Consider the following 13,431-nt stretch of genomic DNA (forward strand, 5'->3'; position numbering starts at 1 on the left):
CGCCCATGAACAGCCACAGCCACCCCATGCGCCCGGGTTTGCCCGGCCTCCCAACTCCACATCCACGGCCCGGCCGCCAATGGCCACGCCGTCTCGCAAGAGGCGGTCTGGCCCTGCTGGGGCTGACCCTCTTGCTCGGACTGCTGTGGTGGCAGCTGTTTGCCCTGCGCCCCTACCAGCCCAGCGCCCAGGACCTGGCCGCGCGCTACGCCCATGCCGGCGCCGTGCCGATCACGCCGCAGCTGCGCGCCCTGGGCCCGCTCGCGCAGGAGATTCGCTTCATCAGCTTCGACGGCGCGGCGGTCAACGGCCGTATCCAGTACCCCAGCGATCCGGCCCAGGCCAAGGCGCCGTTTCCCCTGCTGGTCGCCATGCATGGGCTGGGGCGCAGCCATATGCGCTGGTGGCAAGCAAGCTACAAGGGCGGCGAAACCCTGGAGCACACCCACCTCGTCACCGAGCTGGCCTTGAAACAAGGCTATGCCGTGCTGGCCCTGGACGCACGCCGCCATGGCGAGCGCAAGAACCTCGACTACAGCGTGCTCGACCTGATGCGCGATATGGACCTGTGGGGCAAGCGCGAGCCCTATGAGCAGATGATCATCGACAGCATCAAGGACTACCGCCTGCTGCTGGACTGGCTGCTGCCGCAGCCGCAGATCGACGCCAGCCGGGTGCAACTCACCGGCTACAGCATGGGCGGGCAGATGGCGCTGATCCTGAGCAGCCTGGAGCCACGCGTTACCGCAGTGGCCGCCATCGTGCCGCCGCATCTGGACGACAAGGTGGCCGCCGTGTCACCGCAGCGCTTTCTCCCGGGGCTCGCGGGCAAGAAGAAGCTCTGGCTGCTCAGCGCCGAGGATGACGAGTACGCCAGCGCCGCGCAGAACCAGGCCCTGTTCGACGCGATGCCCGGCGCCGCCAAACAGCACCTGCGTTTCCCCGGCGGCCACATCCTGCCGCGCGACTATCCCGAACGAATGGTGCCCTGGTTCTGAGCCCGTCAAAAGTCTCCGGCCGTGGACACCACAAAGCGCTCGCGGCGGATGTGGCGCGCCCAGGCGGCATTGGCCTGCTCCAGCGTGACGGCGCGGATCTGCGCCTCGCGTTGGGCCACGGCGGCCCAGCCCTCGCCACGCTCGGCCAGATGGCCCAGTGAGGCGGTCAGCTGGCCGTCGTCGCTGCGGCCCTGCAGGCGCGCCTCCAGCACATTCTGCTTGGCGCGTGCCAGCTCGGCCTCGCTGATGCCTTCGCTCGCCATGCGGGCCAGCTCTTCGTCCACCAGGGCCAGCACCTTGTCGCGGTTCTGCGGTGCGAAGCTGCCGCCGATGGACAGGGTGGCGTCATTGCCCCAGCGCGGCACGCCCAGCGAGGCGCCGATGCCGTAGCTCAGACCTTCCTGCTGGCGAACGCGCGCCGCCAGCCGGCTTTCCATGCCACCGGCGCCGAAGACCTGGGTGGCCAGCATCAGAGGGAAGTAGTCAGGGTCCAGCTCATTGAGCGGAAACTCCAGTCGCATGCGCAAAATCGCATTGGCCTTGTCCTTGGCCTTGACGTCAAAGCGGGCCGCGGGGATGTCCACATGCTTCCCTTCATAACGCACAAAGCGCGCGGCTGACGGCTTCTTCCAGCTGCCGAAAAGCCGCTCGACCGCCGCATCCAGGCCCTCGGGCAGGGCACCGACGGCGGTGACGCGCGCCTCGTTGGCCGACCAGTAGTCGGTGTGGAAGCTGCGCACATCCTCGAGGCGAATCGCCTTCACCTCGGCCAGGCGCTGGTTGACGCTGAGCTGGTAGTCCGGATGGCCCTGCACCACGCCAAGGGCAAAGTTGTAGTGCTCGCGGGTGGCTTCCTGACGCAGGGTTTCCAGCTCCAGGCGTGAGCCCTCCAACGCAGCGATATGGCGCTTGACCACGCGTTCGAAGGCATCGGCCGGCAGCAGCGGCCGCTGCAGCAGATCGGCCACGATGGCCAGGGCTTCGAGCAGGCTGTCCTTCTCAGCCGTGAGGTTGATGGTGGCGCCCTGGTCGGCACCTCCGATGGACAGGCCGGCCTTGAGGCGGATCAGTCGGTCCTGCAGCGCCTGCTTGTCCAGGCCCTGGCTGCCTTCGAACATCAGCTCACCGACCCAGCCGGTGCCGCGCCGGGCAAAGGTCGGCTCGCGCTCGCCCCAGCGCAGCTGCAGCTGCAGATGGACGGTGTTGCCACGGGTGCGCTTGGCCAGGGTCTGCAGCTCGATGCCGCTGGGCAGCACGGTGCGCCGCGTGCGCTCGGCCAGATGCTCGGGCGTGGGATCGAAGCGCTCGCCATCCTCCAGCTTGGGCGGGCCCTTGAGCTCGGCCAGACGTTGATCGAGCGGCGGGGCCGCCGGGATCTCCACCCGGGTGACCTCCTTGGACGGCACAAAGCGGCCCAGAGTGCGGTTGGCCGGCAGCAGATAGGCCTTACGCACTCGCTCCACATCGGCCAGGGTCACACGCGGCAGGTCTTCCATCAGCTGGAACAGCAGGCGCCAATCGCCGGCACCCAGCAGGCCGGAGATCTGCTGGATCAAGGCCTCAGGCTTCTTCATCTGCTGGCGGTAGGAGTTCAGCGCCACCTCGCGCACGCGCTGCAACTCGCTCTCCTCAAAGGGCTTGCCGGCCCGGCCTTCGACCAGATCGAGCAGCAGCTTCTCCACCTTCTCGCTGTCGGCCTGCGCGGCCGGTATGGCCATGGCCGAGATGCCGCCGGGCGCCGCCTGCCCCAGGCCAAACAGGCCGGCGTTGATGGCCAGCTTGCTCTCCACCAGCTCCTTGTAGAGCTGGCCGCTGGGCGGCATGGACATCAGCAGGCTGAGCACCAGCAGCGGCGCCGAATCGGCATGCGAGATGGCAGGCACATGGTAGTAAGCCAGCACCGTGGGCTGGCCACCGACGCGGCGCACGGTGACCGTGCGCTCGCCGTCCTGAGCCGGCTCTTCGGTGTACAGCACGGGCAGGGCTTGCGCCGGCCTGACCAGCGGGCCGAACTGCGCGGCAATGCGCTGCAGCACGGCCGCCTTGTCAAAGCGCCCGGCCACCAGCACCGTGGCGTTGTCGGGCCGGTAGAAGCGCTTGTAAAAAGCCTGCAGACGCTCGATCGGCACGTTCTCGATGTCGCTCTTGGGGCCGATGGTGGAGTTGCCATACGGGTGCCAGTCGTAGGCCACCGATTGCACGCGCTTGAACAGCACCTGCATCGGCTCGGTTTCGCCGCGCTCGAACTCATTGCGCACCACGCTCATCTCCTTGTCCAGGTCAGACTTGGCGATGAAGCTGTTGACCATGCGGTCGGCCTCCAGGCCCAACACATAGGCCAGGGTGTCTTCGTTGGCGTTGAAAGAGGCGAAGTAATTGGTGCGGTCGCTGGTGGTGGTGCCGTTGAAGCGAACGCCGCGCTCGGCAAAGGCGCCGGGAATGTCTCGGTGCGTGGGCGTGCCCTTGAAGACCAGGTGCTCCAGCAGATGGGCCATGCCGAACTCGCCCTGGCTTTCGTGGCGGCTGCCGACGCGGTAGGTGATGTTGACCGTGGTCGTGCTCTGCGCTTCATCGGGAAAGAGCAGGATCTGCAGGCCATTGGGCAGGCGGTACTCTTCGATGCCGCCGAGCTCGCGCACAAACTCGGCCTTCAGCACCGCGGCGGGCGCCGCCGCCCGGGCCGCAGGGGCTGGCACGGGCTTGGCAATCTTGCCACCGCTGCCGGCCTTGCTGGGCTTGGCCGCCGGGGCCGCAGCCTGAGCCGAAGCCAGCTGAACCGGCAGCCACACCAGGCTGCAGGCCAGCAACAGGGCCGAAACACGGAAACGAGTGGGCATGTGCATGAGGAAAGACCAATCTGCCGGATCCAGCCGGCACAGAAAAAACCAGGCCGCCAAACATATTCGCAAGCGAAACGCGAGCATGCGAGCGGCGCGCAAAACCGCGAGCCACGACAGGCGGCCCGTGGCGGCATTCTGAAGGATGCATCGGCCGCCTCCGCCCGCCACGGCGCGGCAAGCTCCACAAAAGTTCAGAAAACGATACTTACCTGAGCCTGGCCATCACAGGAGTTCACAAAGCGGATCCGCAGGCGACACTGCGCCCCGTCCGAGCCCATCTGGCAATACCAACCGCACCTCGACACCATGAGCGCCAACGCACCCTTTTCCCCAACCCTGCCCCACCGCCCCGCCCCGGCCCTGGGGCGACCCGCCTCGCTGACGGCCTTGCTGGCGACCTTGGTGGGCTTGAGTGCCTGCGTCACCACGCCCACACGCATGGCCGCACCCGGCGATCTGGACCAAACGGCTGAGGTGCTCGATGTCGGCGCCCGCGCCAAAGGCACAGGCCTGTTTGCGGCCGAAGACTTCCAGGTCGGCCCCTACCAGGTCAGCCATGTCAAGCGCGGCTGGACCAGCAGCGACAGCAGCTCGCTGGGCCTCTTCAGCAGCAAGACCCAGAAGCAAGGCTTCAGCTACCGCTTCAAGGGTCAGCGCGACTGGGACGGCAGCTGCGAATACCGCGCCAAGGAGCAAGGCCTGAAGATCGGCGTGCAACTCGAGAACAACAAGGCCACGCTGGACTGCAGCTGCCGCCATGACGAACAGACCGTGCGCCTGGAGCTCAAGGACGAGTGGAAGCCGCTGGAGGGCCGGCTCTACGTCGGCGGCGCCGAGTACCGCATGAGCCAGATCGCCGAGCGCCGCACCCAGAGCGGCATGCCGGTCGAGCAAAGCCTCAAGTCCCCGGCCCTGGGCTACCGCGTCGACAGCCTGCGCGGCAGCGCCATCGCCGCCGTCGAGGTGCTGCACCCGGGCCGCATCTGGCAGCAGCGCCAGCTGCCGGCCGATCAACGCGAACCCATGGCCTGCGCCCTGGCCGGCCTGATGCTCTACGGCCCGCAAGACGGCCGCTGAACCGAGCCGGCCGACCGTTCGTCGGAACCCTCACTTTGGGGGAGCTGAAAGCTGCAAAACCCCTGCCTAGACTCGCGTCCATCGCCGAGCAGGCAAGACGTTTCAGCAGTTCACATGACAAACTATTTCAGCGGTAAGCAGGTGTTACTGGCGCCCGTTTGGGCGCCCATCCTGGCCCTGGCCTTGGTGGCCGGCAGCCCCGAAGCGACCGCCGCCGAGTCTGGCGACGCGCCGAAACAAAAGCCGCTTGTTCGCGTTCAGCTCCAGGCCCATATCCACGGCCCTGCCCTTTCGTAGATTCCTCAAGTCCGTCTGCAGCGGGCTCCCCAGCAGTCAGCCTCCCTGCACCAGAACCCAGTCGCTCACGAGCGGCCGGCCGAAGCCCAGACGATCAAGCCCCTGCAACCGAGAGAAAGAAAGAGTGTGTGTGAAGGGGGCGCTCAATCCGCACTCAGCTTCAGGTATTTGGCCACCAGCCGCTCCTGCTCGCCCTGGCGGATCTCGCCCAGGGCCCGCCAGATGCGGGCGCTGAGCTTGGGGTGGCGCTGGTGGAAGGCATGGCTGATCTGCAGGAAGTAGTCCTTGCTCATCAGCGGTGGCTCCAGCTTGACGATGGCGCGGTCGAATTCGGGCGTGTTGCGCAGCACATGCTCAGCCGCTTCGCTGAGCTGGGCAAAGCCATGAGCGCGCCCTGCCAGCAGCATGCGGAACGCGACCTCGGCTCGGTCCACCTCGGACACGCTCACGCCGGGCAGCTTGCGGAGCTCATCGATGATGGCGTAGCCGCGCATGGCCACCAGCTCCAGCGGCCGCTCGGGGCCGGTGAAGCGCTGGCCGTCCCAGCTCAGGCCGGCGTCAGCCCGCGTGTAGAGCTTGTAGCTCTTGGTGTCGATGCGCAGCGCCCGGTCGAGCTGGCCGTTCTTCATGGGATACAGGCCGATCTTCAAACGCTCGGGCTTGAAGCTGCTTGAGAAGATGGCATCCACCTGGCCGGTTTCCAGCTCGGCCAAGCAGCGGGCCCAGGGCCGGCGCAGCAGCTGCACGCGGATCTCGCCGCCCAGGCGGGCCGGCAGCATCTGCACCATCTCGACGATGATGCCGGGGTTCTCGGCCGGCACGGTCAGGCTGCCGGTGTGGTCGGGGCTGTCCTTGTCTTCGAAGGCGATGCGGAACTCGATGCCGCCGCCCTTCGCCGGCAGCTGGGCATGCACATGGCGGGGCCACAGCGCCGGCACGCCGACCGGCAGCAAGACCAGGGCGCACGCCAAGCGGCGGCGGCCTGAGGAGCCAGGATTCGCCATGACGTCTGCACCTCTCCCCGGCCACGCTTGCATGGAGGCAGCCGTTTGAACCAGTATAGGTTCGCGGCTAGCCTTGCACGCGCTCTTCGGTCGAGGCCAGGGGCTCGCGCGCCAGTTGGCGGCTCAAGGCGCGGGCCGGCAGCTGCGCCAGCAGCAGCACACTGGCCATCAGCCACATGGGCGCGGCCGCCACGCTGGCCGCCGCCAGCAGGCCGAAGCCCACCGGCATGGCCACGGTCGCGCCATTGGTGGCCAGCATGCGCAGGCCCAGGGCCTGGCCGTGACGCTCATGTGGCGTGACCTGGTGCAGCATGGACAACACCATGGGCTGCACCGAGCCCAGGGCCAGGCCCAGCAGGGCCGAGCCCACCATCAGGCCGGCCGTGCCCGGCAGCCAGTAGTAACCGGCCAGCACCACGGTTGCCAGCAGCATGGCGCTGCGCAAGGCCTTGAGCTCATCGAGATGCTGAGAGAAGCGCACGATGGCCAGACGCACCACCGTGGCCGCCACCGCAAAGCTGCCCAGCACCACGCCAATGCTGGAGGCACTCAGGCCACGCGCATGGCCGACCACCGGCACGACAAAGCTGTGCGCATCCCAGCACGCAGCCAGCACCACATTGAGCAACAGCAGCTGACGCAGGGCCGGCTGGCGCAGCAGGTCCCAAGCCGGGCGGGCACGTTGGGCCGCGCTCTGGGGCTTCGGCGGGTGGCGCGGCACACGCCGGGCCATGAGCCAGCACAGCAGGGGCAGCAAGGCCGCCAGGGCGAAAGCCGCGCGGAAGCTGACATGGTCGATCAACAGCCCCGCCACTACCGGCGCCAGCGCATTGGACAGCGCCGGCCCCAAAGCCACCCAGCTGAACACACGCTTGAGCTGCGAGGGGTCGTCGGCCATCAGCCCGGCCTCGCGCTGGATGGCCACGGCCGCCACGCTGAGCGCACCGCCGCTGAGCAGGCAGCTGAAGGCAATCGTCCAGACGCCCTGCCAGGCCAGGGCCACACAGGCGCCGAACAAGGCCATGCTGACGCCGATGCCCACCGGGCGGTGGAAGCCATAGCGGTCAGCCTGGCGCCCGGCCCACAAGGCCAGGGCCATGGGCGCCACGGCAAAGAGGCTGAGCAAGAGACCCACGGTCCACTCGCCATAGCCTTGATCCAGCACCCAGAGGCTGGCCGCCACACGGGTGCTGGCCATGCAGGCATGCAGGGTGATCAGGGTGGCGATCAGCCAAGGAAAGGCGCGGCGCAGGGCGGCTGCGCTGGCGCGATGGGCCGGGGTGTCTGGATCAATGAGGTCAGGTTCGTGGGTCAAAGGAACATGCTTTCGAAGAATGGCGCCTTCAAACAGCTGAAGGCGGTCGTTCTCCTCCTCCGCGCGGCGCCTCGTCGGCACCGTCCCCGCCGCCATGGAGCGGCTCCTCGTCCCCCGGCTGGCTCAGGCGCAGCAGCTGCTGGGCGGCATCGTCCGGCAGTGCTTCCACGCTCTTGAGCTTGCGTGTCATCACCCGCGTGCGGGTCTCGGCCGCATCGATGGTGTGGCTGGCTTCTTCCAGCTTTTTCTTGGTCTTGGCCAGCACCTCGCCAAACTTGCCGAATTCGGTCTTGACAGCGCCCAGCACCTCCCAGACCTCGGCCGAGCGTTTCTCCAGCGCCAGGGTGCGGAAGCCCATTTGCAGGCTGTTCAGTGTGGCCAGCAGCGTGGTCGGGCCGGCCAGCATGACCTTGTGCTCGCGCTGCAGCGCCTCCATCAGGCCGGGCCGGCGCAAGGCCTCGGCGTACAGGCCTTCGGTGGGCAGGAACAGGATGCCGAAATCGGTGGTGTGCGGCGGGGCGATGTATTTCTCGCGGATGCTGCGCGCCTCGGTGCGAAGGCGCTGCTCGATGGCCTTGGCGGCGGTCTCGGCGGCGGGCGCGTCGGCGCGGTCCTGGGCATCGAGCAGGCGCTCGTAGTCCTCGCGCGGGAACTTGGCGTCGATGGGCAACCAGAGCGGCTGGCCGCCCTGGCGCTGGCCCGGCAGGCGGATCGCAAACTCCACCCGCTCGGCGCTGCCCGGCAGCGTGGCCACGTTCGCCGCGTACTGCTCGGGCGTGAACACCTGCTCCAGCAGGCCGGCCAGCTGCACCTCGCCAAAGATGCCGCGCGTCTTGACATTGCCCAGCACCCGGCTCAGCGAGCCGACATCGCGCGCCAGGCCCTGCATCTCGCCCAGGCCCTGGTGCACCTGCTCCAGGCGCTCGGCCACCTGCTTGAAGCTCTCGCCCAGGCGCTGCTCCAGCGTGGCGTGCAGTTTTTCGTCCACGGTGGCGCGCATCTGCTCGAGCTTTTTCTCGTTGTCCTGCTGGATCAGGCCCAGGCGCTGGTCGACGGTCTGGGCCAGGGCGCGCAGCTGCTGGCCGAGCTGCTCGGCCAGGCGCTGGCCGGCGGCGTCCTGCGCTTCGCGGGCCGCAATCGCCTGCAGGCCCAGGGACTGGTTGCTTTGCTGCAAGCCCTGGCTCAGCGCCTGCTGGAAGCGGCCCAGGCTTTGCTGCAACTCCTGGCGCGTGGCGGCGCTGCTGCGGCTGAGCTCGTCACGAAGCTCGCGCTCCAGGCGCTCATTGCCCTGGCTGAACTGCTGCTGCAGGCGCAGCAGGGTCGGGTCTTGCTCGCCCACCTGGCTGGCTGGCCCCTGACGCCAGAGCAGGAACAGCGCCAGCAGCATCAAGACCAACAAAGACAGCAAGAGCAACTCGACAAGACTCATGCCTCGCATTGTCTCAGCCATGGCGGCAGCGGCTCGCGCTACGGGCGGTGGCCGCACATGCGCCTGGGGTTCTCCGCCGTGGTGTGCCGTGTGATCCGGCAGTTAAGCTGCGCGCTCTGATGGAGCCCAGGAGTGCTGGCATGAGCCTTGAATCCCAAACCTTGCAAGTCCAAGGCCGCATAAAGCAGCGCCTGCTGGGCCTGCTCTTGCTCGGCAGCAGCGCCTGGGCCGCCGCAGCCGGCGCCCTGAGCCCGCAAGAGCTGCCCCCGGCCTTGCGCGACTGGCTGCCCTGGGCCCTGCAAGGCCAGGAGAGCCAGCTCTGCCCGCTGCAGCCCGGCCGCCCCGGTGAGGCCGAGCTGCGCAACTGCCTCTGGCCGGCGCGGCTGGAGCTGCGCGCCGGGCCCGGTGGTGCCAGCTTCCGGCTGGAGGTGCAGGTCTATGGCACGGCCCAGCTGCTGCCCCTGCCCGGCGAAGCGGCCGACGATGCGCCGGGCGCGGGCTCCGGCAACAGCAAGCCCAGCCTCTGGCCGCAGGACGTGAAAAGCGCCGGCAAGCCCCTGGCCGTGGTGCTGGCCCAGGGCCGGCCCAGCGTGCGTCTGGAGCCGGGCCGCCACGTCATCGAGGGCCAGATCCCCTGGGCGCAGATGCCGCAAGGCCTGCTGCTGCCGCCCAATCTGGGCTTGCTCAATTTCTGGCTCGAGGGCCAGGCACAAAAGCGCACACCCGATGCCCAGGGACGGCTCTGGCTGAAGGCCAGCCGCGAGGACAGCGCCAGCAGCGAAGCCTTGAGTGTGCGCACCGCGCGCCTGATCGACGACCAGGTGCCCATGCGCATCAACACCCATATCGAGCTGGCCGTCTCGGGCCGCGCCCGCGAGCTGGTGCTGCCGCAAGCGCTGCTGCCGGGCCTGGTGGCCGAGGCGCTGAGCAGCGCCCTGCCGGCCCGGCTGCGCGAAGACGGTGCCCTGCTGGTGCAGGCCCGCCCGGGCCGCTGGACCGTGGAGCTGCTGGCCCGCGGCATGGCGCCCCCGCAGGCGCTGCAGCTGCCCGCCGCCGCGCCCAAGCCCGGCGAAAGCCCGCTGGGCGAGGAGGTCTGGGCCTTTTCGGCGCACAACGAACTGCGCGTGGTCAGCATCGAGGGCGTGCCCGCCGTGGACCCCAAGCAGACCGTCATGCCCGAGAGCTGGCAGAGCTTTCCGGCCTACCGCATGGCGCCCGGCGCCACTTTGCAAATCAAGCAGAGCCGGCGCGGCAACCCCGAGCCGGCGCCCGATCAGCTGCGCCTCACGCGCCAGCTCTGGCTTGATTTCGACGGCCAGGGCTACACCGCGCAAGACCGCATCGAGGGGGAGCTGAGCCGCTCCACCCGCCTGGAGCTGGCCGCGCCGGGCGCCCTGGGCCGGGCCGCGCTCGATGGACAGGATCAGCTGATCACGCGGCGGGGGCCGAGCGCTGCTGCCTCGGCGCCGGCTCAGGCGAACGCCCCCGACGGCATCGAGGTGCGCCAAGGCACGACCAACATCACCGCCGAGAGCCGCTGGGCCCGCGATGCGACCCTGCCGGCCAGCGGCTGGAGCGGTGATTTCCAATCGGCCCGCACGGGCCTGCACCTGCCGCCCGGCTGGCGCCTGCTGCACGTCAGCGGGCCCGACCGGGTGGACGGCTCCTGGCTGGGCGCCTGGTCACTCTGGGACTTTTTCTTCGTGCTGCTCAGCGCCCTGGCCGCCGGCCGCCTGCTGGGCTGGCCGCGCGGCCTGCTGCTGGGCGCCGCCCTGGTGTGCAGCTGGCATCTGCGCGATGCGCCGCAGTTCCTCTGGTTGTTCTGGCTGGGCCTGATGGCCATCAATCTCAACCTGGGCGCCATGGCCGAGAAGTTCAGCCGCCTGGCCCTGCTGCTGCGCCGCGCCGAACAGGCCTGCATGGTGGCCATCGCCTTGTTGCTGCTGCCTTTTGGCGTGGACCAGCTGCGTTATGCCATGTATCCGGCCTTGGATCAGCCGGCCATGACGCATGGCCTGCCCCAGGCTGAAACAGCAGTGCCTGCGGCAGCCCCGCCCTTCATCCCGCCGCCCGAGATGGCCGAGCCCGCGCCTGCCGGCTCCAGCTACAGCCGCCTCAAGGAAGCGGTCAGCGATGCTGCGCCCGTGCCTCAAAAGGAGCCGCGCCGTTTGGACCAGGCCGACCCCAGCGCCCGCGTGCAGACCGGCCCCGGCCTGCCCAGCTGGCATTGGCAAGAGCATGCCCTGGTCTGGCAAGGCCCGGTGCAGGCCGATCAGGCGCTGCAGCTCTACCTGCTGCCGCCGGCCGGCACAGCGCTGCTGCGCGTGGCCAGCCTGCTCTTGATGCTGGCGGCCCTGCTGGCCCTGGCCAGCGGCCGCACGGGTCAGCCCTGGTGGCCGCGGCGGGCAGGAACCGGCGCTGGCACCAGCGCCGCACTGGCCCTGACCTTCGCGCTCGGCTTGAGCCTGCCTGCCGATCCGGCCCATGCCGAGAATGAGCCGGCCAAGCCCGCGCCTTCGGAGAAAGCCCAGAAGCCCACCGGCCTGCAGCCGCCGTCCGATGCCTTGCTGGCCGAGATGCGCCAGCGCCTGCGCCCCGCCCCGGATTGCCTGCCGCGCTGCGCCGAGCTGGCGCGCCTGAACTTGCAGGCCGAAGGCTCGCGCGTGCTCTTGCGCCTGGAAGCCCATGCTCAGGCCGACGTGGCCCTGCCCCTGCCCGGCCAGGCCGGCGCCTGGCAACCGAGCCAGGTGCTGCTGGACGGCCAGCCCGCGCCGCTGCGCCGCGATGCCCAGGGCCAGATCTGGATCGCACTGAAAGCCGGCATCAGCCAGATCAGCATGGAGGCCGATCTCGGCGCCGCGCCGATGCAGGAGCTGGACATCAGTCTGCCCCTGCCGGTGCGAGAGCTGAAGAGCCAGCTGCGCGGCTGGCGCTTGCAAGGCCTCAATGCCCAGGGCCTGCCCGGCGCCGCGCTGAGCCTGCTGCGCGAGCAGAGCGCAAGCGATGACAAAGAGGCAGCGGGAGCCGATGCACAGAACAACCCGCGCGATGCCCTGCCCGCCTTTGTGCGCATCCAGCGCCAGCTGGAGCTGGGCCTGCGCTGGACCGTGCACACCCGCATCGAGCGCATCGCGCCCAGCCGCGCGCCGCTGCGCGTGCAATGGCAGCTGCTGCCCGGCGAGGCGGTGCAAGACAACAGCGTGCAGATCAACGATGGCCTGGCCAGCGTGCAGCTGGGCGCGGCCGAGGTGCTGGAGTTCGACAGCGAGCTGCGCCCACAAGCGAAACTGACGCTGAAGAGCCACCCGGCCACCCAGCAGATCGAGCAATGGACGCTGGACGCTTCGACGCTCTGGCATGTCGAACACCAGGGCCTGGCCCCGGTGGTGCACCAGCAAGGCGGGCGCTGGCAGCCGCTGTGGCGGCCCTGGCCCGGCGAGCAGCTGACGCTGAATTTGAGCAGACCGGCCGGCGTGGCCGGCCCCACCCTGACCTGGGACCAGGTGCTGACCGAGGTGACGCCCGGCGCGCGCAGCAGCGACTTCAAGCTCAGCGCCACCCTGCGCTCCAGCCTGGGCGGCCAGCAGACCCTGCAGCTGCCCGCCGGCGCAGCCCTGCAAGGCCTGAGCCTGGACGGCGCCGAGCTGCCCCTGCAAGCCAAGAACGGCGCCCTGCAGCTGCCCATCACCCCGGGCGAGCACCGGCTGGAGCTGCGCTGGCGCGCCGACGATGGCGGCATGGGCTGGTGGTTCCGCAGCCCCAGCGTGCAGCTGGGCGCGGCCGGCGTGAACGACAGCCTGCAGATCCATGTGCCGGGCGACCGCATCGTGCTGGCCCTGGGCGGGCCGCTGCTGGGCCCGGCCGTGCTGTTCTGGGGCGCGCTGCTGGCGGTGGCGATTCTGGCTCTGGGCTTGAGCCGCGTGCCGGGGCTGCCGCTCCAGCTCTCGGCCTGGCTGCTGCTGGGCCTGGGTCTGGCGCCGGTGAGCCTGGCCGGCCTGGCCTGGGTGGTGGCGGGCTTTCTGCTGCTCTTGCTGCGCAAGCGCCATGGCCCCGGCCTGGCGCGTGGCCCCTTCATCGGCCTGCAGCTGCTGCTGGGCTTCTGGGCCCTAGGGTTTGTGGCGGTGCTGCTGCAGGCGCTGCAGGTCGGCCTGCTGGGTCTGCCGGATCTGATGATCACCGGCCACGACTCGCATGCCAGTCTGCTCAGCTGGTATGCCGACCGCTTCAGCGCTGGCGCCGGCACGGCCCAAGCCTGGGTAGTCAGCGCGCCGCTGTGGCTGTACCGCCTGGCCATGCTGCTCTGGGCCCTGTGGCTGGCCGCCTCCCTGCTGCGCTGGCTGAAATGGGGCTGGGAGTGTTTCAGCGAAGGCGGGCTGTGGCGCGAAGGCCCGCCTCGCAAAACCGCGAGCCCCAGGGGCGGCGCTGACACCTGAACCCTGCGCAAACCGCAGCAACACCACAAGGCACACCT

General features: G+C 69.3%; 8 protein-coding genes. 4 read left to right on the top strand and 4 right to left on the bottom strand.

Annotated elements, in window-relative coordinates:
* Window positions 1–5: 5 nt before the first annotated feature.
* Entirely contained in the window at window positions 6–998 is a 993-nt protein-coding gene (locus OOB33_RS22160) for an alpha/beta hydrolase family protein (protein ID WP_271010250.1), read from the top strand.
* A 5-nt stretch (window positions 999–1,003) separates the two neighbouring features.
* Here OOB33_RS22160 and OOB33_RS22165 read toward each other — a convergent pair whose 3' ends face one another.
* Window positions 1,004–3,841 (bottom strand): M16 family metallopeptidase, encoded by a 2,838-nt coding sequence (locus OOB33_RS22165; RefSeq protein WP_271010251.1) that lies wholly within the window; start codon window positions 3,839–3,841, stop codon window positions 1,004–1,006.
* 303 nt (window positions 3,842–4,144) lie between these two features.
* Here OOB33_RS22165 and OOB33_RS22170 point away from each other — a divergent pair, with 303 nt between their 5' ends.
* Window positions 4,145–4,915: a hypothetical protein gene (locus OOB33_RS22170; protein WP_271010252.1), complete on the top strand. Its 771-nt coding sequence runs from the start codon at window positions 4,145–4,147 to the stop codon at window positions 4,913–4,915.
* 114 nt (window positions 4,916–5,029) lie between these two features.
* On the top strand, window positions 5,030–5,212 hold the full coding sequence (locus OOB33_RS22175; protein ID WP_102766352.1) for a hypothetical protein: 183 nt from the start codon (window positions 5,030–5,032) through the stop codon (window positions 5,210–5,212).
* A 143-nt stretch (window positions 5,213–5,355) separates the two neighbouring features.
* Here the strand turns inward: OOB33_RS22175 and OOB33_RS22180 are convergent, their stop codons facing one another.
* The 3 genes from OOB33_RS22180 to OOB33_RS22190 form a co-directional block, all read right to left on the bottom strand.
* On the bottom strand, window positions 5,356–6,216 hold the full coding sequence (locus OOB33_RS22180; RefSeq protein WP_271010253.1) for a substrate-binding periplasmic protein: 861 nt from the start codon (window positions 6,214–6,216) through the stop codon (window positions 5,356–5,358).
* A 67-nt stretch (window positions 6,217–6,283) separates the two neighbouring features.
* Window positions 6,284–7,531, bottom strand: coding sequence for an MFS transporter (locus OOB33_RS22185; RefSeq protein WP_271010254.1), 1,248 nt, complete (start codon window positions 7,529–7,531; stop codon window positions 6,284–6,286).
* A gap of 28 nt (window positions 7,532–7,559) precedes the next feature.
* Window positions 7,560–8,960 (bottom strand): DNA recombination protein RmuC, encoded by a 1,401-nt coding sequence (locus OOB33_RS22190; RefSeq protein ID WP_271010255.1) that lies wholly within the window; start codon window positions 8,958–8,960, stop codon window positions 7,560–7,562.
* Between the two features lie 140 nt (window positions 8,961–9,100).
* Between OOB33_RS22190 and OOB33_RS22195 the strand changes: the two genes are divergently transcribed.
* A complete protein-coding gene (locus OOB33_RS22195) occupies window positions 9,101–13,393 on the top strand; it encodes a hypothetical protein (RefSeq protein WP_271010256.1) in 4,293 nt (1,430 codons plus the stop codon).
* Window positions 13,394–13,431: the final 38 nt, after the last annotated feature.

The organism is Paucibacter sp. B51 (genome assembly GCF_027863535.1).
GTDB classification, from domain to species: domain Bacteria; phylum Pseudomonadota; class Gammaproteobacteria; order Burkholderiales; family Burkholderiaceae_C; genus Paucibacter_A; species Paucibacter_A aquatilis.

Coding starts and splice junctions, on each gene's coding strand:
- OOB33_RS22160 (WP_271010250.1), top strand. CDS start 6: ATGAACAGCCACAGCCACCCCATGCGCCCGGGTTTGCCCGGCCTCCCA.
- OOB33_RS22165 (WP_271010251.1), bottom strand. CDS start 3,841: ATGCACATGCCCACTCGTTTCCGTGTTTCGGCCCTGTTGCTGGCCTGC.
- OOB33_RS22170 (WP_271010252.1), top strand. CDS start 4,145: ATGAGCGCCAACGCACCCTTTTCCCCAACCCTGCCCCACCGCCCCGCC.
- OOB33_RS22175 (WP_102766352.1), top strand. CDS start 5,030: ATGACAAACTATTTCAGCGGTAAGCAGGTGTTACTGGCGCCCGTTTGG.
- OOB33_RS22180 (WP_271010253.1), bottom strand. CDS start 6,216: ATGGCGAATCCTGGCTCCTCAGGCCGCCGCCGCTTGGCGTGCGCCCTG.
- OOB33_RS22190 (WP_271010255.1), bottom strand. CDS start 8,960: ATGAGTCTTGTCGAGTTGCTCTTGCTGTCTTTGTTGGTCTTGATGCTG.
- OOB33_RS22195 (WP_271010256.1), top strand. CDS start 9,101: ATGAGCCTTGAATCCCAAACCTTGCAAGTCCAAGGCCGCATAAAGCAG.